Consider the following 20,718-nt stretch of genomic DNA (forward strand, 5'->3'; position numbering starts at 1 on the left):
AGCTTCGGTGTTGCAATCGGCACATAGAAGCTACGTCCGCCCAAAGCGGCCATACGCGACGGACGGCTCATGGCCGGACAGCGACATTTCTCGACGACCTTCACTTCAGGGCTATCTTCGTGGAACGTCGAGCACGGTTACCGGCCTGCGCCCAGCTCCTGCTGTCGCCGCAGTCGCGCGTCTTCCTCAAGAGAAATACTGCATGGCGTCCCGCCCGGACTCATGATCCGGAACCATTCGCAAGCGAGGGTGTGCCCAAACGCTCTCCACCTCTCGCCGCGACAAGATCGAGCCAACCCCGGTCGCTGAGTTTTTCGGCGGTCTGTTAATTCACCTGGCACCGTTCGCGGCGAAAGTCTCCTTTGCCTCTGGCGATGCCAGGAACTTGATGAAAGCTTCAGCTGTATCGCGTTGTGAGGTGTTCGCCATGAGCACGGCGGTATACGTGAGAGTGCTCTGGAGATCACCCGGAAGCGGGCCAAGAAGCTTTATGCCGGGTGTCGTCGCGATGAGCGGTATCGTACCGGCCACCATATCATTGCCGTTGCCTTTTAGCACAGGTTCAAAAATCCCGTTGGGCGTCGTGCGGACAATCTTCGGCTTGAGTGTTTCTGCGATTCCCAGCCGCTCAAGGGTGCTTGCAAAGGCCTGCCCCGATTTAACACTGTTAAAGACAAGGAGGTCTGCACCGAGCAACGTGCTCCTGAGCTTTTCAACAGTTGAAATATCGTACGCCGGGCCGTCCTTGCGGTTACCGAGGCCGACGCCAACGTGTGCGATTACCGGTCTGTCTCCAGCACTTGCTTTGCCCGATTTCGTAAGGTCCTCAGCAAAGTCCGGCTGAACGATAACAACGTCGGCCGCTTCGCCGTCTTCAATCCTTTTCTTCACAACAGGCGATGGGTCGAAAACCAGGCTGACCTGATTATGTGTCTGCTGGCGATAAAGATCGACGACCCTGGTTAGCGCAGGCTCGAGTGGGCTATCGCTCATGACCTTGATGTCGACTGCTTGAACTGTTGCAGCGAACATAAAGAATGAGCCTGCCAGGAAAGTGTGCAGGCTGATGCGGTTAAATTTTGCGTTCATGGAATCGGCACGTCCTGTTGACGAACGTCTGGCGCTGGGTGTTGGTCAACGCACATGGAAGTTCTGCAAACGATTCACTAACACAACCTGTAGCCTTCACTCATAGCAGGCCGGGCCGAAACTCAGTGCTTGCAGAGCGCTACCGGCGCACCCCGCACATCGCAGCCAGGCGGTCAGAGGCTATTGATTCCAGGTACACGGAAAGCGTACACCTGCGATAAGCGGCCGGCAAACCCATGAGCGTCCGGCAAATGACGGGACGGAGCAGCGCCGACCGAGGGGGCCCGTCGAATGACAGCGACGCGGCGCCCCTCCACTGGCTGGAAATTTTTTACCAGCGCTGGTGGACCTGAGGCGCTATATGGCGCTCATAGACTTCGCGGACGCGCTGCATGGCCTCATCGGACAGCGGCGCGAGACTCGCAGCCGAGACGTTCGACGCCGCCTGGACCGCGTTTTTACTGCCCGGGATGATGACGGAGACGGCATCCTCCATGAGAATCCAGCGAAGCGCCAGTTGCGCCATGGAGGCGTCTACCGATACGAGGCCGCGCAGCTCGTCGACCGCTTTCAACGCGATGTCATAAGGCACCCCGGAGAACGTTTCGCCGACGTCGAACGCTTCGCCATGGCGGTTGAAAGCACGATGGTCATCAGACGGGAAAACCGAATTCGCGGACATCTTGCCCGTCAGCATCCCGCTCGCCAGAGGCACTCGCGCAATGACTGCAACGTTCTTCTTTTGCGCCTGCCTGAAGAACAAATCGGCAGGGCGTTGACGGAACATGTTGTAGATAATCTGCACCGACACCACATTGGGATACTCGATCGCCTTCAGCGCTTCCTCGACCTTTTCGACCGACACGCCGTAGAAGCGGATCTTGCCGGCAGCGACAAAGCTGTCCATCGCGTCGAACACTTCGGGATGGTAATAAACCTCCGTCGGCGGGCAATGCAATTGCACCAGGTCGAGCGTATCGACGCCCAGGTTCGAAAGGCTCCGGTCGATGAAACCCGCGAGCTCACGCCTGTTCGTATAGCCACTGGTTACATGCGGGTCGAGTCGACGCCCAAGCTTGGTCGCCACGATGGGACGCTCGCCGCCTCGTTGCCGCAACACGTCCCGGATAATCCGTTCCGAACGACCGTCACCGTAGACGTCTGCCGTATCAATGAACGTAACGCCGTTATCGAGCGCGGCGTTTAGCGCGGCCTTGGCGTCGTCTTCGGCGACGCCGCCCCACGAGCCGCCAATCGCCCATGCTCCAAAACCGATTTCCGACACATTCCAGCCGGTACGACCAAATTTTCTCTTCAAGAGTGTCATTTAAGTGCTCGTCCTGTGTTTTGCGAAGTTACGTCGCTGGCGTTTCAATGAGCCGCACTGCATCAGTGCCAGTGGCCTTTCATTCACAGTGTAACAACCAGGCGGACGCTGTAGACGTGGCAGGTGCCCGAATCCATGCCGCGCTGTCAGCGATCGATTTTGCGTGTTGATGACGTCAGGGGATTTCCCTGCTACAGCTTCATGAAATCGCGCACGTACTTTTCGATCCGGATTTCGAGTGGGTGGCCGCTTACCAGTCTGTCCGCACGGACATAGCTGCTAAAAACCTGTGCGTCCTGGCACAACGCGGCCTGGATGTCCCGAAGCAGTTCATCGCGGGATAATGCCGGAAATCGAATTTGCATGTCGGCCAGCAGCTGGATCTCGCTTGCAGCCATCTCGTACTCTTCGGACCGGATTTGATCGAAGTTACCTGCCTTCGCTGCCGTCACCCAGAACGCCCACAGGCGCTCCGCGAATTGCCGCACTTCGGGTCTCATGCCCTCGGGATATTTGACGAGAATCTTCTCGATAACGCTCGCAGGATACGACTCTTGAGCCATGGAGACGGGCGGCGGCGGTGCATCGTTTGGCGGATTCTCCGGACGCTTGCGAAAATACTGGCTCGCGACCTGCTTCGGAGGAGGGGGTGAAGAAGTCACCGGATTGTCCAGATTGCAGGTGCCGTTTGCCGTCCTGAGCACGCAGTCGACGAGCGAGAGGAAGATCTTGTTGCTCTCGCTGCCGGAGGACAGATAGATGGATTCGAAGTCGTGCCCACCCAGGAAGTCGAACGCGGCCACCATGTTCGGCTTGAGCGGCGGGTCGAAATTCCTGACATCCATGGCGGGATTGTTCGCCTTGATGTAGCCCCGTAGTCCGCCGATGATTCCGTCAAACCAGCTTGTCATGTAGTTGGTTTGCGCTTTCGATCCGTTCGGCATGACGATCCAGGCTGCGGGAACTGCGACTCCAACCACATGCAAGCGCGCGCGTTGCGTGTCGCCAAGGTTTTTCTGGAGCGCCGAAACCGCCATGTTGGAGTAAAGATTGCCTTGTGAATGCGAAACCAGCAGAAGGTCCGCGCCAGTCTGGAGGGCGTCGTGAAGCTTCTTCGCATCATCAAGCGTTTCCATCAGCACGGTTTTCGGCGGGTCGAGCAGATTAATCGTGCGAATCCGGAGATCCTCCACCGGATCGGCAGCCGCCGTCGCCAGTTCCTTCACGTAGGGGCTCAAAAAATCCGGCTTCTCCAGAAGCAGTTCAAAATGCGCACGGGTAATGGCGGCAACCGCTTCCGGATCCCTGGTTTCCAGAACTTTTTGAAGCGCCACTTCCTGCAGATTCTTCCCCGTCGCGCCAACATGATAGAGAAGAATGACATTGCGCCCGGCATTGGGGCGCCTGCCGCCATCGCGGACGTCGGCGACAAGACGTACCAGATGATCGACGGCTCCCTGCAAGTTGGTTCGCATCCCGTTTGAGAATGCGATGTCCACGATCTTCCCGGAGTCGGCACGGGTCGCTGAACACGGCGCCAGCAACGTGAAGAGCAACACGCCTGCGATCGATGCTTTCCGTGACATGTCTGGGCACTCCTGCGAGACGAAGTGTCGAGGATAGAATGGGCGCAGTACCGCATCATTCACATGGCAGGTATGTGCGCCAGCAAACGCGGGCACTTCAGTTATGCCCCTCGCTTACTGTCTCAGGTCGCAATCCGGCAATGGCCGCCCCCACTGACATAGGCGACCGCGGCGGCCGCCAGCAGGGGTAGCAACGCATTTGCGTCGCCTGTCAGTTCGAATGCAGATACTGCGGCCATCACGGCCGCGCTCTCGCGATTCAGGGAGACAAACATGGCTCGACTGCTATCGGTGAATGTCGGACTGCCGCGCGACATCGACTGGAAAGGTCGCACGGTCCACACCGGAATCTGGAAGGAGCCGGTGCATGGGCGCTGCTGGGCCGGACGGTTGAATCTGGCCGGAGACGGTCAGGGCGATCTGGCTGGGCACGGGGGTGAGCAGCGGGCCGTGTTCGTCTACCAGATCGAATCGTATCGCCATTGGCAGGCGCAACTGAAGCGGACCGACTTCGTCTACGGACAGTTCGGCGAGAACTTCACGATCGAAGGCATGCCGGACTCCGCGGTGTGCATCGGTGACCGCTACCGGATCGGCACCGCCGTGTTCGAGGTGACGCAACCTCGGGTGACCTGCTACCGCGTCGGTATCCGGACGAACGAGCCCCGGATGCCTGCCTTGCTGACATCCAGCGGACGGCCCGGGTTCTATTTCCGCGTCCTGCAGGAGGGCGCCGTCGGCGCTGGCGACGACATCGTGAAAGTCGGCGAGGCAGACGAGCGCATGAGCGTCGCCGGGATCAACGCGCTCCTGTATTCGCCTCATCATCCGCGCGACCGGCTGGAGCAGGCGTTACGCATCGATGCACTGTCGCCCGGGTGGCGCGGGTCATTCGAGGCGCTGCTGCGGGACCAGACGACGGGTACGGCGAGCGGGAACGCAGGACTTGCGCCGGCAGCCGCCGCACATCCGGTCGCACCCGGATTCCGGCCGCTCACGGTGACGGCGATCGAACAGGTATCCGCCGATGTGCGCTCACTGACGTTGCAGGACACGAGCGGCCAACCGCAGCAAACGGCGCTACCCGGTCAGTACGTGGTGCTGCGTCTGCCACGGCCCACCGGCGGCCCGCCGCTCTTTCGCAGCTACTCGCTTTCGGGCGCCGCATCGACGCAGCGCTATCGGATCAGCGTCAAGATCGAGCCGAATGGGGCTGCGGGAACCTGGCTGCATAAGCATGTCCACGTCGGAGATGCACTCGACGTCAGCGCGCCGCGCGGCGGCTTTGTTCTGCAGCCCGGAAACGGTCCGCTGGTGCTGCTCAGCGCGGGAATCGGCGTGACACCTGTTCTTGCCATGCTGCACGCGCTGGCCGCAGCCGGCTCGACGCGGCCGGTGTGGTGGCTCCACGGCGCTCGCGACCGGCAGTACCACGCATTCGCGGATGAAGCCCGCGGTCTCGTGCACGCACTGGCGCACGGGCGCAGCTATGTCTGCTACAGCCGGCCGGATTCGCGCGACCGCATCGGCGAGGATTTTGATGCGACCGGTCACCTGTCGCGCGCGGCGCTCGACGAGGCAGGCGTGCCGCGAGGGGCGGATTTTTACCTCTGCGGCCCAACACGCTTCATGGCGGACATGAGAATGGCGCTCGCCGCCCTGAGCGTCGCGCCTGAGCGGATTCACGCCGAAATCTTCAACGGCGGTGAGGCGCTGACACCTGGAATCGTCGGCGCCCGGGCGCGTGCGCCGCACCCGCCGGAAGGAGATGCCGACACCGGGCCACTCGTTTCATTCGCGCGCAGCGGCGTCGCGGCACACTGGAATGCGGCGGTGTATCCGGGCATTCTGGATCTGGCCGAAGCGTGTGACGTGCCGGTTCGCTGGTCGTGTCGAACCGGGGTCTGTCATAACTGTGAAAGCGGACTGGTTTCGGGGACCGTCAGCTATGGTCCTGAGCCGCTCGACATGCCTGCGCAAGGGAACGTTCTTGTTTGCTGCGCGCAGCCGGTCGGGGACGTCGTCGTCGATTTGTGAGCGCGAACCTGGTCGCCCTTTTTTGAGGTGAGCGGCTCTTTCACAGGTGCTACCGGTACGTAATCGTCACGCCCCAATCCCGGAGATATCCGGCCGCAGGTGGAGCATCAGAGCCGCGCATATCAGACCGAACCCAAGGTGCGGGGCGACGATTGCAACCAGCATGGCGGTCGTGAAACCCGCAAGGACGATGAGCGACCGGTACCTCGCCGTACGCCGCATACGCGCGGACACCATGGCGGCGTCCGCATGGGCCAATACCTGGTACTCAAAAATGTTGTATGCCGTGTCGATGCATATAAAAAGGCCTGCGTAAAACATGACGGACGACGACTCAAACCGGGTCGTCGCGACCCACGCTGTCGCGAAGGGCAGCAGCGAGACCAGGAAGAGGTGAACGAAGTTGAGCCATATCATTGCCAGCGTCGGTGGACCGACGAACCGCATCAGATGATGGTGATTGATCCAGATGATCGCGATGAATTCGTTGAGATAAGCGCCGTTTGCGTGGATGACGACTGGCGTGGAAAAGGGCTTGCCCGTCGGCTCGTGAAAATCCTGCGCAGGGAAATTGAGCACCGGGGGGCGACGCCGTTTCTGCACGTGTTCGGTAACAACCGTTCTGCGATTGCATTGTATGAACGTCTGGGCTTCGAATTGCGCCGCACGTTTTACCTTACCCGCGCCGGACATGCCGATCCGCATCGGGTACGGCAGTGAACGCACCTCGCGTTTAGCCAGTTCAGCCTTGAGCAAATGTCAGTGTCAGTGTTCACCGGTTAGACGCCTGATCGACCCGCTTACTCCGAACGCCGTCCTGGACGCCGGGTAGACGGGCCCGAAGATCGCGCGATAGGGGAAAGCCGGGTCCGAGTTCGTCGTCAGCGACCCAACGCCACTCGACACGTTCACGATGCGGGCTGCCGTCGCCTTGCGCAGGAGCGGCAGCATCGCCAGTCAACGGGCCTCGGCCGCCCACGCCTCGGCATCGGCGCCGGCCGGAATGCGCATGGGGGACGACGGGTCGGTCACTGCGAGCCACACCGCTTCGGCGACGTCCCGCGCATGGGTGACCGGCAACGATGTGTCCATCAACCGCGCGAAGACCTTTTGCACGAAGTCGGCATAGGCCGCGTGGTCGAGGCCATGCATGCGGTCGTGCGCATTCTCGCTGAAGCGTGTCTCAGGCGAGCGACCCGGCAGCACCAGGCGCACGCGCACGCCGAACGGCTCGAGTTCCAGCGCCACGGACTCGGTGAACGCGTTCACTGCCGCCTTGCTCGCCCGGTAGGCGCTGATCAGGGGGAGCACCTTTAGCGTCACGCTCGACGTGACGTTCACGATGACGCCGTCCTTGCGCTGCCGGAATTGAGGCAGCACCGCCTGCGTCATGGCCATCGTGCCGAAGGTGTTGGTCTCGAAGACCTCGCGCACCGTCGATATGGGGGTGATCTCGGCCGGGGACGCCGCACCGAAGCCCGCGTTGTTGACGAGCGCGTCGATCGCACCTGCAGCCTCCACGGCCTGGCGGATGCTTTCCGCATCGGTAACGTCGAGCGCCAGCACGCGCAGGCGATCGGAGGGCGGCAGCACGTCGTTGCGCGGCGTGCGCATCGTGGCGACGACGTGCCAGTCACGGGCCAGGAAGTAGCGCGCGATCTCGAGGCCGAAGCCAGACGAGCAACCTGTGATCAGTACGGTTTTCATGGGAAGTCCTATGGGGATGTGTACCCACACGATAGATCGCCGAGGCCGTACTTGCTACAATCCAGAATCCGAATTTCATTTGCAGGAGTCCGGCGATGATCGATCCATTAGCCGAAGTGGTGACGCTGCTGCAGCCGGGTGCCCGGTTCTCCAAACTCGTCCTCGGCGCCAGCCCCTGGCGCATCAGTCGCTCGGATGCCGGCGAGCCGTTCTATTGCGTGATCCTCGAGGGCGGGTGCCGCATCGCGATCGACGGACACCAGCCAATCGAGCTTCTGTCGGGTGACTTCGTCCTGATTCCAGCGGCTTACGGCGTCGCGATGTCCAGTCTCGAGCCGCCGCCGCCGGGCGTCGAGACGCCGGCGCCCATCGCGCTGGGCAACGGTGAATTCAGAATCGGCGCCCCGGACAACCCGATCGACGCGCGCATGATGGCGGGCCACTGCAGCTTCGGTTCGCCGGATGCGTCCCTGCTGGTCTCGCTGCTGCCGCAACTCGTGCATGTGCGCGGCGAACAGCGGCTGGCCACGCTCGTGCAACTTGTGCGAGAGGAATCACGCGAGCAGCGGCCCGCGCGCGAGGTCGTGCTCGCACGGCTGCTGGAGGTACTGCTCATCGAGGCGCTGCGGTCCGCGGCAGGAACGAACGCGTCGCCGGGTCTGGTGCGCGGGCTCGCGGACGGTCGGCTCGCGGCCGCGATCCGTGCTTTGCACGATCGTCCGACGCACGCTTGGACGGTCGCCGAGCTCGCGAAGGAGGCCGCGCTTTCGCGTTCGACGTTCTTCGAGCGCTTCAGCCGCGCGGTCGGCGTCGCACCGATCGAATATCTGCTCACCTGGCGCATGGCACTCGCGAAGGACCTGCTGCGCCGCAACGCAGGCCGTGTCGCCGAGATTGCACAGCGCGTCGGCTACAGCTCCGCCAGCACCTTCAGCGTCGCCTTCACGCGGCACGTCGGCCGGCCGCCTGCGCAGTACGCGCGCGAGGAGCGGGCGGCCGCGAACGGCGCGTAAGACGGCCCAAAAAGGCCGTGCCCGGATCCGCGGACTCAGGACGCGAATTCCTGTTCGCCGCGGAAAAGCATCCGGTCGGCGAGCCAGATCGCCAGCAGCGTCGCGCCCATCAACGGAAACACCATGCCGAGCAATACGAGGCCGGTTTTCCAGCCGCGCATCGGCGGCGGCGCGCGCTCACGCGACGGCGCACCAGGCAAGCGTTGCGGCCGACGCATCCACCACATCACGCAGCCGGTTATCGCCATGCCGGCAAGCCCCAACGAAATCGCCGCGCACAGAATCTGGTTGGCGACACCGAAATATCGCCCCATATGCAGCGATGTGCCGTACGACACCGTCTGCGAAACCGCGCCGTAGTCGCCGTAGCGGATGTCTTTCAGCACCGCTCCGCTGTACTGGTCGATATAGAGGGTGCGCTCGGCTTTCGGATCGGCGGGGAAGTACGAGACCGTATAGACGCCGGTGGGCGATGTCGGCAGCGCGATGTCGTAGCCGTCCGTCACGCCGAGCGATGCCACCAGCGTAATCACTCGGTCGAGCGACAACGCCTGCATCCTGTTACGTCCGGTGGACTCCGGCACCCTGACGTTGCCGACAGCCCACGGCGTGGACGGCAGCGGCAGGTCGTCCATCACCATGCCGGGCATCGATCCCATCTTCGATTCCGCTGCGTCGGGCGCTGCATGTGTGTGCCCGGCGTGTTCCGCATGAGCGCCGGGCAGCGCGGAGCGCAACGGCAAGCTGCCCCATGAGCCGGCAGGTGCACCCAGGTTCGCGCTGGTCGCAAGCGCCTTGAACTGTTTGCCCCACGAGCCGGACCACGGCAGACCGGTCAGCACGAAAGCCACCGCGCCGAGCGCGAGCCAGGCGCCCATCACCGCATGCAGGTTCTTCCATAACGGCCGCCCTTTCAGCGTGAAACGCGGCCGCAGCGCGGCGCGCAGGGTTGTCTTCTCGCGTGGCCACCAGAGCGCGACGCCGGTGCCGATCATCACCAGTGTCCAGCACGCGGCCAGTTCCATCAGCAGCTCGCCGGGCTTGCCGAGCAGCAGCTTGCGATGCAGCATGCGGTCCACCTGCATGAAACGATGCTCGACACTCAGCGTGCCCAGAATTTCACCGCTATAGGGGTTCACATAGACGCTTTGCTTGTCTCCATCACGGAGGCGAAAGACGAATTCGGCGCTGCGATCAGGCATCGTCGCGATCGCGGCGGTCACGGCTACCGCATCGGCCGGCATCGCCGTGCGGGCCTTCGTCAGCAACGCGTCAGGGCTAAGCCGCGGCGTGGCCTGCGGTTCGACAACCAGCCGGTGAGGGTAAAGCAGCGGCTCGATTTGCGGCTGGAAGCAATACAGCGTGCCGGTGATCGCAAGGATCACCAGAAACGGCATCACGAAAAGGCCCGCATAAAAGTGCCAGCGCCATAGCGTCCGGTAGCCTGCGCCTGCCGTGCCGGCGGATGACGCAGTGTGTTGAGCAGTCGTGGTGGACATTCAATCCTCCTGGGTACAAATCATTGATCTTTCATTTCGGGCAGCGCGGCGCAAGGGGCTACCCGATACCTGAAGCCGCGCAGGCGTTCACATGCGCAGCTTCGCTTCGAGGTAGAACGTGCGGCCCGGATACGGGTGGTAGACGAAGTAACGCTCATCGAACAGGTTGTCGACGCCGACGCCGATTTCGCTCAGCTTCGTTGGCCTGAAGGTGAACTTCGCATCCGCGACGAGGTACGAACTCGTGCCGCCGAACACGTCCGGATTCGTGTCCGTATTGGTCAGCGTGTTGTATTGACGGCCTGAATAGCGCGCTGCGAGCGTCATCGCCGAGCGTTCGTCGATGTGATACGTCGTGGCGACGGTCGCGCGCCACAGCGGGATGCGATAAAAATACTTGCCGACGCTGGCCGGATTCTGCGCATTCTCGATGATCTTCGATTGGGTCCAGGCGACGCTCGTTAGCAGATCGAGTCCGCGCACGAACACGTCCTGCCCCTGATAGCTGGTCTCGACGCCGCGCGAGCGCACCTTGCCGATGTTCTGGAAGTTCGTCACGTTCGGGATCACGGTTGTATCGGTCTGACTGAAAATCGTGTTTTTGACGTCGTCCTGGAACAGCGAGAACCGGAACAGTCCGTTCCAGTGCGCCCATTCGGCCGTCAGTTCTTTTGACAGATCGTCTTCGGGCTTCAGGTCCGGATTGTTGTTGACGATCGACGAGCCGTTGATTTGCCCCTGAAACAGTTCGCTGACGGTGGGAAAGCGATACGCGCGGCCGACCGATGCGCGCAAGGTCAGATCGTCGGTGACATCGAACGATAGCGAGGCCTTCGGCGAGAAGTGATGCTGGTTCACACCGGCTAAAGCGATCGTCGTGGCGGAGGATGCCTGCGAACCGTCATACGCCTGCCAGTCCTCATAGCGCACGCCGTAGACGAACTTCCAGCGCGGCAGGAAATGCCATGCGTCCTGCGCGTACACAGCCTGCGTTTGCGTCTTGCCCCTGAACGCGTTCGCAAAAGTCGTGGCCGGTCCGTCGCGCCAGTTCAACGTGTTGTAGCTCTCGTTGTCGAGAAAGTAGTCGTCGTAGTGATAGCCGAAGCTCAGCCAGTGATTCGCGAGCCCCGCCTGGCGGGCGGCGGGCGTGTAGGTGGTTCTGAGGTCGAGCGTCTTCCAGCCGGTGCCGTCGCCGAAAATCACGGTGCCGTCGTCGTTGCCGGGAGCCCCCGAATTCGCGGTGCGTGCGACGCTGTTGCTGATGTCGTAGTACGACGCGATGGCCTCGCCGTTCCAGCCCGTCTCGTTGCGCGTTTTCAGCGAGACGCCGTACAGCCAGTTCTCGCTCTGTCCGAGGCTCGGCGCAAGCGCGGCGGCGGGGATCGTGTACTCGTAGCCGCCGATGTCGACCTTGCCGCTATAGACGGGATTGCCGTTCGCGTCGCGTAAAAACGTCGAAGTCGCGCTGCTGTACGTCTGATGCCAGTAGCCGAGTGTGAAACCGGCTTGCAGCGTCGGCGTGAAGTCGTACTGCATCTTCAGCTTGAACTGGTCCTGGACCGTATGCTCGATGCCCTCGCCATTCACGCCGAGCACGGCGGTCGGCGCGTTCGTCTGGTTGTTGTAGAAATATGCACCGGTGACGGGCGTATCGCCGGCCTTCGCGGGCGTGCCGGACTTCGCGAGCGTCGCGAACTGCAATGGCTGGCTCGTGTTTTCCAGGTGATTCACGCCAAGCAGATACGAGAATTTACCGATCCGGTCGCCGATCGACGCGCTCGCTTCACTGCCGTTGAAATTCTGGTTCACGCCGAACAGACTGAAATGCTGCGTGAACGCTTTGACGTCCGCGTCGGCTTCGAATTTCTTCGGCATGCGCGTGCTGATCAGCACCGTGGCGCCGAGCGAATTGCCCGGATACAGCGCCGAAAACGGACCGTAGATCACGTCGACCTGCTGGATCTCGTCGGGGAACACCATCGACCAGCGCGGTGGAAACGAGTAGTTGTTGCCAAGCAGGTTGCTGAGCAGCAGACCGTCGGCATAGACGAGCCCGCGCGCACTTTGCGTATTGCTGGTGCCGCGCACGGCGATGATTGAGTTCAGGTCGCCGATGAAGCGTTTGCGCACGGCAAGATTCGGCATGTACTTCAGCACGTCTTCCGTGTTGGCGACGTTCCAGTTTTCGAACTGCGCGCGGGTGACGGTCTCAACCGAGCCCGGCAGATTGGGATCGACGGCGGGCTGTGCCGCGCCGCCACCACCGCTCGCCGCGGCGCTGACGGCGACCGTGGGCAGCGTCGTGTCGGCGATGACGTCGTCCGCATGTGTGATCGATGGAATGAAAGAGAGCGGCAACAGGCCGAGTGTGACGTGATGCGCGCGGCGGCGCGCGTTGGCGCAGGCGGCCACGGACAGCCTTCGCCATGCGAAGTTGAACATGAGCATTTCCTTGATGCGTTGAACGAACGATCGCGCGCGCGCAGTTAATCAGCGCATCTGGCATCGCGACCGGAATCAGCAGCAATCAGGAAATAGCGGGGGGATCTCTTGGACGCCCGGACGGAAACGCACCGAGCGGCGTGAAGCGTGTGGAGAGGGTGGACGGCGCGGCGCGGGCGATCTCGAACGAAGCAACGGGCGCGAACGATGCGACGCCAGGTAGCGCCACGTGATGCTCGAGCAGATGGCAATAACCGCAGGCGCCGAAGGCATCGGCATGGCTCAGGTGAACCGGTGCCGGGCTGGCCTGAGCCAGTTGCGTCACGCCTTGAGGATGAAGCGCCGAGCACAGCGCCGCGGTCGGCTCGTTCAGGCGGTTCGATGCCACCATCTGACTGACAACCGGCGCGAACACGATAAGCCACATGGCGATCAGGCCAAGCCATGCGGTCATCCGGTTGCGCGGGCGTAGTGTCATGATGGTGAGCGTAAAAGACGCGCAGCAGTCTAACATCGCGCTTCCATTGATTCCAGCCTCCCGAGGCTGGAATCGCCGGTCGCGGGTAATCATGGTTAGCCGGCCGCCGCGGGGATGCTGTGGCCGGGTGTGGCCGCGACCATCAGCACGATCCGGGCGACGACAGGCGGGTGCATGCTATTTCACGTCGAACGTGTAGTCGCCGTGCGTCCGGTGCCCATCGTCCGCCACGGCAACCCAATGCACGGTGTAGTGCCCGGCGGGCAGAGTGGGCAACGCAACGGTAATAACCGCTGGCTGATGCGTGTCGACCGTTGCCTTCGCCGTGTTCATCTGCTTGCCGGCAGCATCGGTGACCGTCAGCGAACTGAACGCCGGTTCGAGCGGCCCGTCGAACGTGATCCTGACGGCTGCGGGCGAGACGACCGTCGCGCCTGCGCCGGGCTCCTGCTTTTGCGGAAACACATGCGCGAAAGCAGCGCTCGCGAAAACGAATCCCGCGATCAGAAGCGCTGTGCGCGCGCCCGCCTTTGCCTTTGCCTGCCACCGGATTGCTGGGTGCTGATACATCGTCGACTCCTTTACTGGAACAGAGGTTTGCCGATCGTCGTCGGTGCGACGTCGTCGAAAAAGATGTGAGCCTGGACCAGAATGCCCACGTGCGAGCCGCTTGCCCGGTTGACCGGAATCTGCGCCTCGACGCCGAACTGCCCGTAGCGGTTGATCCAGATGAAGCCTGGATTGACGGTCCCCGTCGTCTGCCCCTGGCTTCTCGAAAGCGGAATCTCGACAAGCGGGATGATGCTCGCGAACGGTTGCGGCAACCCGATGTCGTGCACATGCTGCTGCAGATACGGGAGGCTGTACTGCACGGTGACGCCGTAGTTGAACGCGTTGGGCTGTCCAGCACCCGTCGTCAGCGAAGGACCGACCTCGCCGGTGATCGCGACCGGACGCAGATACGCGAGCGAATCGGGCAGGTCGCCGAAGCCCTTGCCGGCGAAAATCGTCGGCGAAATCGTCGAGAAGCTGTCCGCGATCGCGTGGCTGCCCGTGTCGCCGAGTTCCGCATCGACGCCGACAGACGTCATGAATTCATGCGCCTCGTTGACATACAGCAGGTACTTCAAGCCAACGTCGAAGTTGTCGAAGCCGTGGGCCGTCGGGTTGTTCTGCATCGCGTACGTGCCGCCGACCGACACGGCGAGGCGTGACGTGACCAGCTTGTCGTATTCGAAGTCGAAGGTATTGACGCTCTGGTCGCCGTCGTCCCCAGGAACACGTACGTGCCCGAACTGAAGATTCGCCTCATCCCCGACGCCGGGATCGTCGACGGCCATCGTCGAGGGAAAGACGCGATCGCCCGCGATCGCATGAGCGCGGGCGACGGACGGCGTGAATAGAACGGCACCGTAGAGGGCCGAAACGATCGTCGTTGCGAGCAGCGGGTTTCCGCGGCGCGTTGACATGGTGTGCATGACTTGTCCTGTTACCGGGTCGTGGCGATTCCGGCGCGCGTCTTTTTGATGAGACGTACGCCAGTGGCGCGATACAGCCAGTGCATCGCGCAGGCGATATTCGAATCAGGACAGAAGGGGAGGGGCGCGGGGCTGGGCGGAGATGAGCGGTTCAACGCGACGAACGCTCTCGAAACGCGTGGCGTCGCCATGCTGGATGGCGTGGACCGTGACGACGAACAGCGTCGTCACGCTGGGCACCACAGGCAAGTGCGCAAGCAGACTGCAATAGCCGCAATCCTGCCCATCGGACATCGATGGATGCTGGCCGGCCTTGTCGACCTTTCCTTCCGGCGCCGCGCCTTGCATCGAGGGCATGCCGCAATCCTCTTGCGACATCGCGGCACTGTTGCGATTTGCTGCGAGCGTGTGCGAGACCGTCGGGGCAAGTGTCGCCATCAGGATCGCGAGCAATCCCAGCAAGCTGCCAATCTTCCGATAGAAGCGAGTCAAAATGCGCCCGGCGATCTGGTGACAATTGTGTGCGGATTATGCCATGCGTTACAGCAGCGGCCATGACTGCGCGGGGACTACACCTACCGGTGGCTGATGTTTTCGCCCGGCGGTGAGCGGACCATCGTTCACGGCGTTGCGCTAGACTGGCTGGATCCTGGAGGGGTTCCGTGGCTGATCTGAAGTCCGTGCTGGTTCGTTCAACCGCGGCGTGCGTGCTCGTCTGCGCGTCGTCGCTCACGCACGCTGAAAATGCGCCGGAGCCAGCCGCTATTAGCCATGTGCCGCCCGCTGAGCTGTCCGCTTCCGCCGGAGCGCCATCGACGCAGCGTTTCGTCGGTGACGATCCGGTTGCCATAAGAGACGCCCTCGCGAAACTGCGCATCAAGGCCGAATCGCCATCGTTGGGCGACCGCGTGCGGAGCCTTGTTCACGTCCCCGCCGGCAGGACGCCGGATGATATCGATCTGGCGAAGGCCGGGCTCGACCGCGAACTGACTTTCGTCATACCTGCATCCTACGGAATACTGTACCGGTCGAGCACGCACCGGCTGACGGTCGACGTGGACCTCTCCGGCGACGACGTTCCGGGCCTGATCCAGCTGCAGAAGACCATCACCGGGCGACGTGGCCGACATCTCGTGGTCGCGGCCGAGGCGAAGGCCATGGGGTACGTCCAGCACATCGACCTGATCGAACTGAAGGTGGGTGAAAAACGCGAGACCAGTGTCAAGGGACACGTGACCCTCTCGCAGGCACTGTTCGCCAAAATGGCTGGAGACTTCGCGATCGTGCTGAAGTGCGACATCATGCCGCCTTATCTGACCGAAGAAAGCGAACACAGCGATCCGACCAACGAGGAACCCACCGATATCACCACGCGAACCTCGACGTTGCACGCGACGATTCACGCGATCTGGCTGGTCAGCCCGCAGCACGACATCGTGCTTTCGAAAAAGCTGCATCTGTCGAAGTAAGACGCGATCGATGTGATTGCCAGCAGCCCGTATTGCGACCACTGGGCGAGAGCGTGAATTCATCGCACCGGAAACCGACGCGCCGCGTGCATGCGTGATTCGTCATCCCGCGAGCGCTGCCCGTATGACCAGCAGCAACCCGGCTGCGACAAAAACGACCCCGACGGCGCGCATCGCCCGCTCGCCGGACCGGCCGAGACGCTCGACGGTGATCGCCGCCGTCACGACAGCCATAGCCCGCAGATCCATCACCCCGATGACGAAGAGGGCCGCGGTCAGGCCTGCGCAGCAGTAACTGCAATGCAGGCCGAGCTGCACGCCGTGTCGCCATGCGGTGGCGGCGTCCGCCGGCAACGTACGTCCGCGCGGCGGTGTCTCGCGACAGCAGGCCAGGTGGCGAGCCTTCCACGCGGTGAACTGGAACGCACCGGCCGCTATGACGATCGCGCCCGCCACGAGCGGAACCCCACGCGAGAGCGCCGGCAGTTGCATCTCCAGTTGCGCCAGCGCGGCGCCCAGCGCAAAGGCGGCGATTCCGCATGCCATCCACACGGAGAAGTAGCCCGCGCCCACCAGCGTGGTCAGCTGCGCGAGGCGCGCCTCACCCGTCCTGACGACGGCCTCGCGGTAGCGCCAGAGCATGGGCACGAGAGACGGCAGCATCATCGCGACCGTCATCACGGCCCACATGCCGAGGAACGACGCCGCGACGCCGGGCCACGTCTGTCCGCACATCCGCATCCACATCATCGACATCGTCCAGCCGCCGGGCATCGGCATTTCGCCCATCGCCGGCATCGACTCGCACCGCACGACCGTCGTCGCCGCGCTGGCGGCGAAGAGCAGCGCGGAGACGCCGAGGAACGCGTGCCGGGCAGCGCGTGATGAGCGCTCCCGTCCGCACGTTGCGCCAATCTCAGCCACGACTTTGAGCGGTGCTTTTCGCGTACTCGTCATGGCGACGCCACCACACGCCTGTCTCGTTGCGCCCTTTGGGCGCGCGGTCGAGCCACTGGTACATGCCCCAGACGCCATCCACGCCGCGCGCATAGGTGGAGTAGGTGTGATACACGACACCCTCCTCGAGCACGAACGCGCTCATGCCAGGCCGTTCGCGCGCGTACGTTGGCGCGTCGGTGCCGCACGTCGCCGCGAACTCGGCGACCGGTTGCGGCACCGGCGTCATGTCCATTGCGTGGCCGCCGCGCTGGTAGTTGTATTCGACGGTTCCTTCGCGCTGCTGCTCCTCGGTGAACGAGACATTGAAGTCGAAGTTGAAGTCGCCGCCGGGCGCGGACGCCCATGGAAACGTCCACCCCATACGATCCTTGTACGCACGCAGTTTCGCGAGCGGCGCGCGCGACACCGACATCAGCGTGACGTCGTGATTCGCCAGATGGACGACGAGGCCGTCGAAGCCGTCCGCGATCGCTGAGCAGGACGGGCATCCCGCCTTGTAGTCGGGCCCGAACATGAAGTGGTAGACGAGAAGCTGCGAGCGCCCCTTGAAAAGGTCCGCGAGGGTCGCGCTGCCTTCGTCGGTTTCGAACCGGTATGTCCTGTCGACCCGCACCCACGGCAGATCCTGACGCTGCTGCGCCAGTTCGTCGCCGCGCCGCGTGTATTCCTTCTCTGCCTTGAGCAGATCGAGCCGCGCTGCCAGCCAGGCTTCCCGTGTTCCAGTTGTGTGTTCCGTCGTCATGCTTCCCTCCATCGGGTTTCCGGTGTCGTTCGGTTTCGATACGACGTATGGGTTGTTGGTCGTGATAGATTAGTTTCCGGGCCTCGAACGGTGGGAGTGACAAGTGTGGCGGGATTCGTCCAGACCATGGATTCGCTGATCGCAGCCGCGGCGCGTGCTCTGGCCGCGGGCGATCCGCTCGGCGCGCTCAATCGTGTCGCGTTGCGCGACGACGCGCATGCGCTCGCGCTTCGCGGTATCGCGATGGCGCAGCTCGGCGACCTCGTTCGGGCGAAAGCGCTCGTGCGACTTGCCGCGCGCGCGTTCGGTCCGAAAGAGGCCGTGGCTCGCGCGAGATGTATCGTCGCCGAGGCGGAAATCGCGCTGGCCTCGCGCGATCTCGGCTGGCCCGCGAAAACGCTCGACGCAGCGCGAGCGACGCTCGAAGCGCATGGCGATCGCGTGAATGCCGCGCACGCCCGCTACCTTGAAGTCCGGCGCCTTCTTCTGATGGGGCGTCTCGACGACGCCGAGCGCCGGCTCGCCGCGCTGGACCCCGAACTCTTTCCGCCTGCATCGAGGGCCGCGCACGAACTGGTCGTCGCGGGTATAGCCATGCGACGCCTCCACACGAAACCGGCGCGCGCCGCGCTCACACGGGCGGGTCGCGCCGCGCGCCACGCAGGCATTCCCGCGCTGATGGCGGAAGTCGAAAGCGCATCGCGGGTGCTGGACGCGCCCACCGCACGTCTCATCGCGCACGGCGAGGCGCGACTCCTCGTGCTCGCGGAGGTCGAGGCGTTGCTTCAATCGCGGGCGCTCGTCGTCGATGCGTGCCGTTACGTCGTGTGCGATACCGATACGAAGGTCTCGCTTGCGACGCGTCCGGTGTTGTTCACGCTCGCCCGCGTGCTGGCCGAAGCGTGGCCGGAAGATGTGCCGAGGGATACGCTCGTTGCGCGGGCCTTTCGCGCGAAGACCGCTGACGAATCGCATCGCGCGCGGTTGCGGGTCGAAGTCGGGCGGCTGCGCACGGCGCTGCGTGACGTGGCCGACGTGAGCGCGACGAAGCGCGGGTTTGCGCTGACGCCGCGTCGCGCCCCCGAGGTCGTCGTGCTGGCGCGTCCCGTCGAGGAGGCGCACGCGACGGTGCTCGCTTTTCTCGCTGACGGCGAATCGTGGTCGAGTTCAGCGCTCGCGCTGGTGCTGGGCACGAGCCAGCGCACGGTGCAGCGGGCGCTCGATTCGCTTTCGGCGGCCGGCAAGGTGCAATCGTCTGGACGCGGCCGGGCGCGTCGCTGGATGACGCCGCCCGTGCCAGGATTCACGACGACGTTGTTACTCCCCGTTCCACTACCGAACGACTAGGATGGGCGCATGAACCGATCTGCCGCCAGAATCATCAACGAATATGGACCCTTTCCGGGCGTCGACGCCGTGCATGGTGTGTCATACGACGGCCAGCAGGTCTGGATTGCTACCGGCCGCACGCTGACCGCGCTCGATCCGGCGAACGGAAAGACGCTGCGCTCGATCGATGTCGCCGCGGACGCCGGAACGGCGTATGACGGCCAGCATCTGTTCCAGATTGCCGCAGGCCGCATCCAGAAAATCGATCCGCGGACTGGCCGTGTGCTGGCTACGATTCCAGCGCCTGGCGACGGCAATGATTCCGGGCTCACCTGGGCCGAAGGGTCGCTCTGGGTCGGGCAGTACCGGGACCGCAAGATTCATCAGATCGATCCGGAAACAGGGGCGATTCTTCGCACGATCGAATCCGGGCGCTTCGTCACGGGCGTCACGTGGGTCGAAGGAGAGCTCTGGCACGGCACCTGGGAAGACGAGACGAGCGACCTGAGGCGAGTCGATCCTCGAACCGGAGAGGTCCTGGAAACGCTCGATATGCCACATGGCGTGTTCGTGTCGGGGCTCGAATCCAATGGCGGCGACCAGTTCTTCTGCGGAGGCGCGAGCAGCGGGAAGGTGCTGGCCGTTCGCCGTCCCGGACGCGCTCCCGCCGAGGGCCGCGACGCCGGGATTCCGGCCGGTTCCACGAGCGAATGATCGAAGCTGTTCGCGCGGGGTGAAGTGGGCCGCGAAGGTTCGGTTATGCGGGCGGCTTTTGACTACAACGAGTTTTCGCGGAACAGACTCAGGCGCCTCGCCTGCTGATTCCGGCATTGTCGATACACCGTGCCGCTCAGAACTCTCCAGCCGTTTAAACATGTTGAAACCCCGTCGCAAAACGTATATACTTGTTTATACGTTAATGGGGGGCGGCATCATGGCAAAAACAGCAACGCTCACGATTCAGCAGTGGGGGAACAGCCTGGCTGTCCGCATTCCGGCTGCTGTCGCGCGCTCGGCGCATTTCGAGGTCGGTCAGGAGGTTGAGGTGACGACTGAGGAGGTTGGTGTGACGGTGAAGCCTGTTGGTCCGCGTAAGCTCACGCTCGCGGAGAAGCTGGCACAGTTTGATCCGGCAAAGCACGGCGGTGAGGCGATGGCAACGGGTCGCGTTGGTGCGGAGGTGTTTTGATAGCGGCAGCTTTGTGGGCGCCTGATCGCCGCGACATTATCTGGATTGATTGCAACCCGCAGGTCGGTCGCGAGATGAGGGATTTGCACTCGATGCTGGTCCTTTCACCCAGGCAGTTCAACGAGCGAACAGGTATCGTCATTGGGCTTCCAATGACGACTGCCGGGTTCAATGACACGAATCCGTTCGCCATCAAGTTTCAGGGGCCGAAAAACGTCACGAGCTACGTGCTTGGGCACCAACCCAAATCGTTTGACTGGCGAGCACGGGGAGCGAAGGCGCATCCGTGGAAGCGTGTGCCGGATGAAGTGTTCGCCGCTGCATGCGAGCAGTTGAATCAGATTATCGCGATTTGCAGCTAGGATCGGGACGA

The 20,718-nt window shown here is 63.0% G+C and carries 21 protein-coding genes and 1 pseudogene; 8 read left to right on the plus strand and 14 right to left on the minus strand.

The window, feature by feature from the left end; genetic code table 11:
* Window positions 1–330 precede the first annotated feature (330 nt).
* From LPA37_RS15665 to LPA37_RS15680, 4 genes are all read right to left on the minus strand, one after another.
* On the minus strand, window positions 331–1,089 hold the full coding sequence (locus tag LPA37_RS15665; RefSeq protein WP_228977079.1) for a molybdate ABC transporter substrate-binding protein: 759 nt from the start codon (window positions 1,087–1,089) through the stop codon (window positions 331–333).
* A 331-nt stretch (window positions 1,090–1,420) separates the two neighbouring features.
* On the minus strand, window positions 1,421–2,416 hold the full coding sequence (locus LPA37_RS15670) for an aldo/keto reductase (RefSeq protein ID WP_228977081.1): 996 nt from the start codon (window positions 2,414–2,416) through the stop codon (window positions 1,421–1,423).
* A gap of 191 nt (window positions 2,417–2,607) precedes the next feature.
* Complete coding sequence (locus tag LPA37_RS15675) at window positions 2,608–4,002, minus strand: hypothetical protein (protein ID WP_229013030.1); 1,395 nt, start codon at window positions 4,000–4,002, stop codon at window positions 2,608–2,610.
* A 122-nt stretch (window positions 4,003–4,124) separates the two neighbouring features.
* A complete protein-coding gene (locus LPA37_RS15680; RefSeq protein WP_228977085.1) occupies window positions 4,125–4,277 on the minus strand; it encodes a hypothetical protein in 153 nt (50 codons plus the stop codon).
* Between LPA37_RS15680 and LPA37_RS15685 the strand changes: the two genes are divergently transcribed.
* Window positions 4,276–6,039 carry an MOSC and FAD-binding oxidoreductase domain-containing protein gene (locus tag LPA37_RS15685; protein WP_229013031.1) on the plus strand — a complete coding sequence of 588 codons (1,764 nt, stop codon included), beginning with the start codon at window positions 4,276–4,278 and terminating at the stop codon, window positions 6,037–6,039. The two genes, LPA37_RS15680 and LPA37_RS15685, sit on opposite strands and share 2 nt — an antisense overlap.
* Window positions 6,040–6,105: 66 nt before the next feature.
* Here the strand turns inward: LPA37_RS15685 and LPA37_RS15690 are convergent, their stop codons facing one another.
* Entirely contained in the window at window positions 6,106–6,486 is a 381-nt protein-coding gene (locus tag LPA37_RS15690; protein WP_229013032.1) for a TMEM175 family protein, read from the minus strand.
* A gap of 30 nt (window positions 6,487–6,516) precedes the next feature.
* Here LPA37_RS15690 and LPA37_RS15695 point away from each other — a divergent pair.
* Window positions 6,517–6,759: pseudogene (locus LPA37_RS15695) on the plus strand (GNAT family N-acetyltransferase); the annotation flags it as partial.
* A 237-nt stretch (window positions 6,760–6,996) separates the two neighbouring features.
* On the opposite strand, the gene LPA37_RS15700 reads toward LPA37_RS15695, so the two are convergent.
* Window positions 6,997–7,746 carry an SDR family oxidoreductase gene (locus LPA37_RS15700; protein ID WP_229013033.1) on the minus strand — a complete coding sequence of 250 codons (750 nt, stop codon included), beginning with the start codon at window positions 7,744–7,746 and terminating at the stop codon, window positions 6,997–6,999.
* 95 nt (window positions 7,747–7,841) lie between these two features.
* Here LPA37_RS15700 and LPA37_RS15705 point away from each other — a divergent pair, with 95 nt between their 5' ends.
* Entirely contained in the window at window positions 7,842–8,759 is a 918-nt protein-coding gene (locus LPA37_RS15705) for an AraC family transcriptional regulator (protein ID WP_228977094.1), read from the plus strand.
* Between the two features lie 35 nt (window positions 8,760–8,794).
* On the opposite strand, the gene LPA37_RS15710 is transcribed toward LPA37_RS15705, so the two are convergent.
* The 6 genes from LPA37_RS15710 to LPA37_RS15735 all read right to left on the minus strand — a co-directional run bounded on the left by LPA37_RS15710 (window position 8,795) and on the right by LPA37_RS15735 (window position 15,151).
* Window positions 8,795–10,258, minus strand: a complete 1,464-nt coding sequence (locus LPA37_RS15710) for a PepSY-associated TM helix domain-containing protein (RefSeq protein WP_229013034.1) — start codon at window positions 10,256–10,258, stop codon at window positions 8,795–8,797.
* A gap of 87 nt (window positions 10,259–10,345) precedes the next feature.
* Complete coding sequence (locus LPA37_RS15715; RefSeq protein ID WP_229013035.1) at window positions 10,346–12,700, minus strand: TonB-dependent receptor; 2,355 nt, start codon at window positions 12,698–12,700, stop codon at window positions 10,346–10,348.
* 85 nt (window positions 12,701–12,785) lie between these two features.
* Complete coding sequence (locus LPA37_RS15720; RefSeq protein ID WP_229013036.1) at window positions 12,786–13,178, minus strand: DUF2946 domain-containing protein; 393 nt, start codon at window positions 13,176–13,178, stop codon at window positions 12,786–12,788.
* A gap of 177 nt (window positions 13,179–13,355) precedes the next feature.
* Window positions 13,356–13,748 carry a copper resistance CopC family protein gene (locus LPA37_RS15725; protein WP_228977101.1) on the minus strand — a complete coding sequence of 131 codons (393 nt, stop codon included), beginning with the start codon at window positions 13,746–13,748 and terminating at the stop codon, window positions 13,356–13,358.
* A gap of 11 nt (window positions 13,749–13,759) precedes the next feature.
* Entirely contained in the window at window positions 13,760–14,656 is an 897-nt protein-coding gene (locus LPA37_RS15730) for a hypothetical protein (protein ID WP_229013037.1), read from the minus strand.
* A 105-nt stretch (window positions 14,657–14,761) separates the two neighbouring features.
* Entirely contained in the window at window positions 14,762–15,151 is a 390-nt protein-coding gene (locus tag LPA37_RS15735; RefSeq protein WP_229013095.1) for a DUF2946 domain-containing protein, read from the minus strand.
* 167 nt (window positions 15,152–15,318) lie between these two features.
* On the opposite strand from LPA37_RS15735, the gene LPA37_RS15740 reads away from it, so the two are divergent.
* The gene (locus tag LPA37_RS15740) at window positions 15,319–16,125 is read left to right on the plus strand and encodes a hypothetical protein (RefSeq protein ID WP_229013038.1); all 807 of its coding nucleotides are present in this window, start codon (window positions 15,319–15,321) and stop codon (window positions 16,123–16,125) included.
* Between the two features lie 102 nt (window positions 16,126–16,227).
* Here the strand turns inward: LPA37_RS15740 and LPA37_RS15745 are convergent, their stop codons facing one another.
* Window positions 16,228–17,082 (minus strand): DUF2182 domain-containing protein, encoded by an 855-nt coding sequence (locus LPA37_RS15745; protein ID WP_229013039.1) that lies wholly within the window; start codon window positions 17,080–17,082, stop codon window positions 16,228–16,230.
* Window positions 17,042–17,827, minus strand: coding sequence for a DUF899 domain-containing protein (locus tag LPA37_RS15750; protein ID WP_228977110.1), 786 nt, complete (start codon window positions 17,825–17,827; stop codon window positions 17,042–17,044). Before LPA37_RS15750 ends, LPA37_RS15745 begins: the two co-directional genes overlap by 41 nt.
* A gap of 126 nt (window positions 17,828–17,953) precedes the next feature.
* Between LPA37_RS15750 and LPA37_RS15755 the strand changes: the two genes are divergently transcribed.
* The 4 genes from LPA37_RS15755 to LPA37_RS15770 all read left to right on the plus strand — a co-directional run bounded on the left by LPA37_RS15755 (window position 17,954) and on the right by LPA37_RS15770 (window position 20,707).
* Window positions 17,954–19,174, plus strand: coding sequence for a helix-turn-helix domain-containing protein (locus LPA37_RS15755; protein ID WP_228977111.1), 1,221 nt, complete (start codon window positions 17,954–17,956; stop codon window positions 19,172–19,174).
* A 9-nt stretch (window positions 19,175–19,183) separates the two neighbouring features.
* Window positions 19,184–19,870 (plus strand): Vgb family protein, encoded by a 687-nt coding sequence (locus LPA37_RS15760; protein ID WP_229013040.1) that lies wholly within the window; start codon window positions 19,184–19,186, stop codon window positions 19,868–19,870.
* A 160-nt stretch (window positions 19,871–20,030) separates the two neighbouring features.
* Entirely contained in the window at window positions 20,031–20,345 is a 315-nt protein-coding gene (locus tag LPA37_RS15765) for an AbrB/MazE/SpoVT family DNA-binding domain-containing protein (protein ID WP_407672536.1), read from the plus strand.
* Window positions 20,346–20,419: 74 nt separating this feature from the next.
* Entirely contained in the window at window positions 20,420–20,707 is a 288-nt protein-coding gene (locus LPA37_RS15770; RefSeq protein ID WP_324251888.1) for a type II toxin-antitoxin system PemK/MazF family toxin, read from the plus strand.
* Window positions 20,708–20,718: the final 11 nt, after the last annotated feature.

This window comes from Paraburkholderia gardini (genome assembly GCF_907164545.1).
In the GTDB taxonomy this organism is placed as follows: domain Bacteria; phylum Pseudomonadota; class Gammaproteobacteria; order Burkholderiales; family Burkholderiaceae; genus Paraburkholderia; species Paraburkholderia gardini.

Coding starts and splice junctions, on each gene's coding strand:
- LPA37_RS15665 (WP_228977079.1), bottom strand. CDS start 1,089: ATGAACGCAAAATTTAACCGCATCAGCCTGCACACTTTCCTGGCAGGC.
- LPA37_RS15670 (WP_228977081.1), bottom strand. CDS start 2,416: ATGACACTCTTGAAGAGAAAATTTGGTCGTACCGGCTGGAATGTGTCG.
- LPA37_RS15675 (WP_229013030.1), bottom strand. CDS start 4,002: ATGTCACGGAAAGCATCGATCGCAGGCGTGTTGCTCTTCACGTTGCTG.
- LPA37_RS15685 (WP_229013031.1), top strand. CDS start 4,276: ATGGCTCGACTGCTATCGGTGAATGTCGGACTGCCGCGCGACATCGAC.
- LPA37_RS15680 (WP_228977085.1), bottom strand. CDS start 4,277: ATGTTTGTCTCCCTGAATCGCGAGAGCGCGGCCGTGATGGCCGCAGTA.
- LPA37_RS15690 (WP_229013032.1), bottom strand. CDS start 6,486: ATGCGGTTCGTCGGTCCACCGACGCTGGCAATGATATGGCTCAACTTC.
- LPA37_RS15700 (WP_229013033.1), bottom strand. CDS start 7,746: ATGAAAACCGTACTGATCACAGGTTGCTCGTCTGGCTTCGGCCTCGAG.
- LPA37_RS15705 (WP_228977094.1), top strand. CDS start 7,842: ATGATCGATCCATTAGCCGAAGTGGTGACGCTGCTGCAGCCGGGTGCC.
- LPA37_RS15710 (WP_229013034.1), bottom strand. CDS start 10,258: ATGTCCACCACGACTGCTCAACACACTGCGTCATCCGCCGGCACGGCA.
- LPA37_RS15715 (WP_229013035.1), bottom strand. CDS start 12,700: ATGTTCAACTTCGCATGGCGAAGGCTGTCCGTGGCCGCCTGCGCCAAC.
- LPA37_RS15720 (WP_229013036.1), bottom strand. CDS start 13,178: ATGACACTACGCCCGCGCAACCGGATGACCGCATGGCTTGGCCTGATC.
- LPA37_RS15725 (WP_228977101.1), bottom strand. CDS start 13,748: ATGTATCAGCACCCAGCAATCCGGTGGCAGGCAAAGGCAAAGGCGGGC.
- LPA37_RS15730 (WP_229013037.1), bottom strand. CDS start 14,656: ATGCACACCATGTCAACGCGCCGCGGAAACCCGCTGCTCGCAACGACG.
- LPA37_RS15745 (WP_229013039.1), bottom strand. CDS start 17,082: ATGACGAGTACGCGAAAAGCACCGCTCAAAGTCGTGGCTGAGATTGGC.
- LPA37_RS15750 (WP_228977110.1), bottom strand. CDS start 17,827: ATGACGACGGAACACACAACTGGAACACGGGAAGCCTGGCTGGCAGCG.
- LPA37_RS15755 (WP_228977111.1), top strand. CDS start 17,954: ATGGATTCGCTGATCGCAGCCGCGGCGCGTGCTCTGGCCGCGGGCGAT.
- LPA37_RS15760 (WP_229013040.1), top strand. CDS start 19,184: ATGAACCGATCTGCCGCCAGAATCATCAACGAATATGGACCCTTTCCG.
- LPA37_RS15765 (WP_407672536.1), top strand. CDS start 20,031: ATGTTGAAACCCCGTCGCAAAACGTATATACTTGTTTATACGTTAATG.
- LPA37_RS15770 (WP_324251888.1), top strand. CDS start 20,420: ATGAGGGATTTGCACTCGATGCTGGTCCTTTCACCCAGGCAGTTCAAC.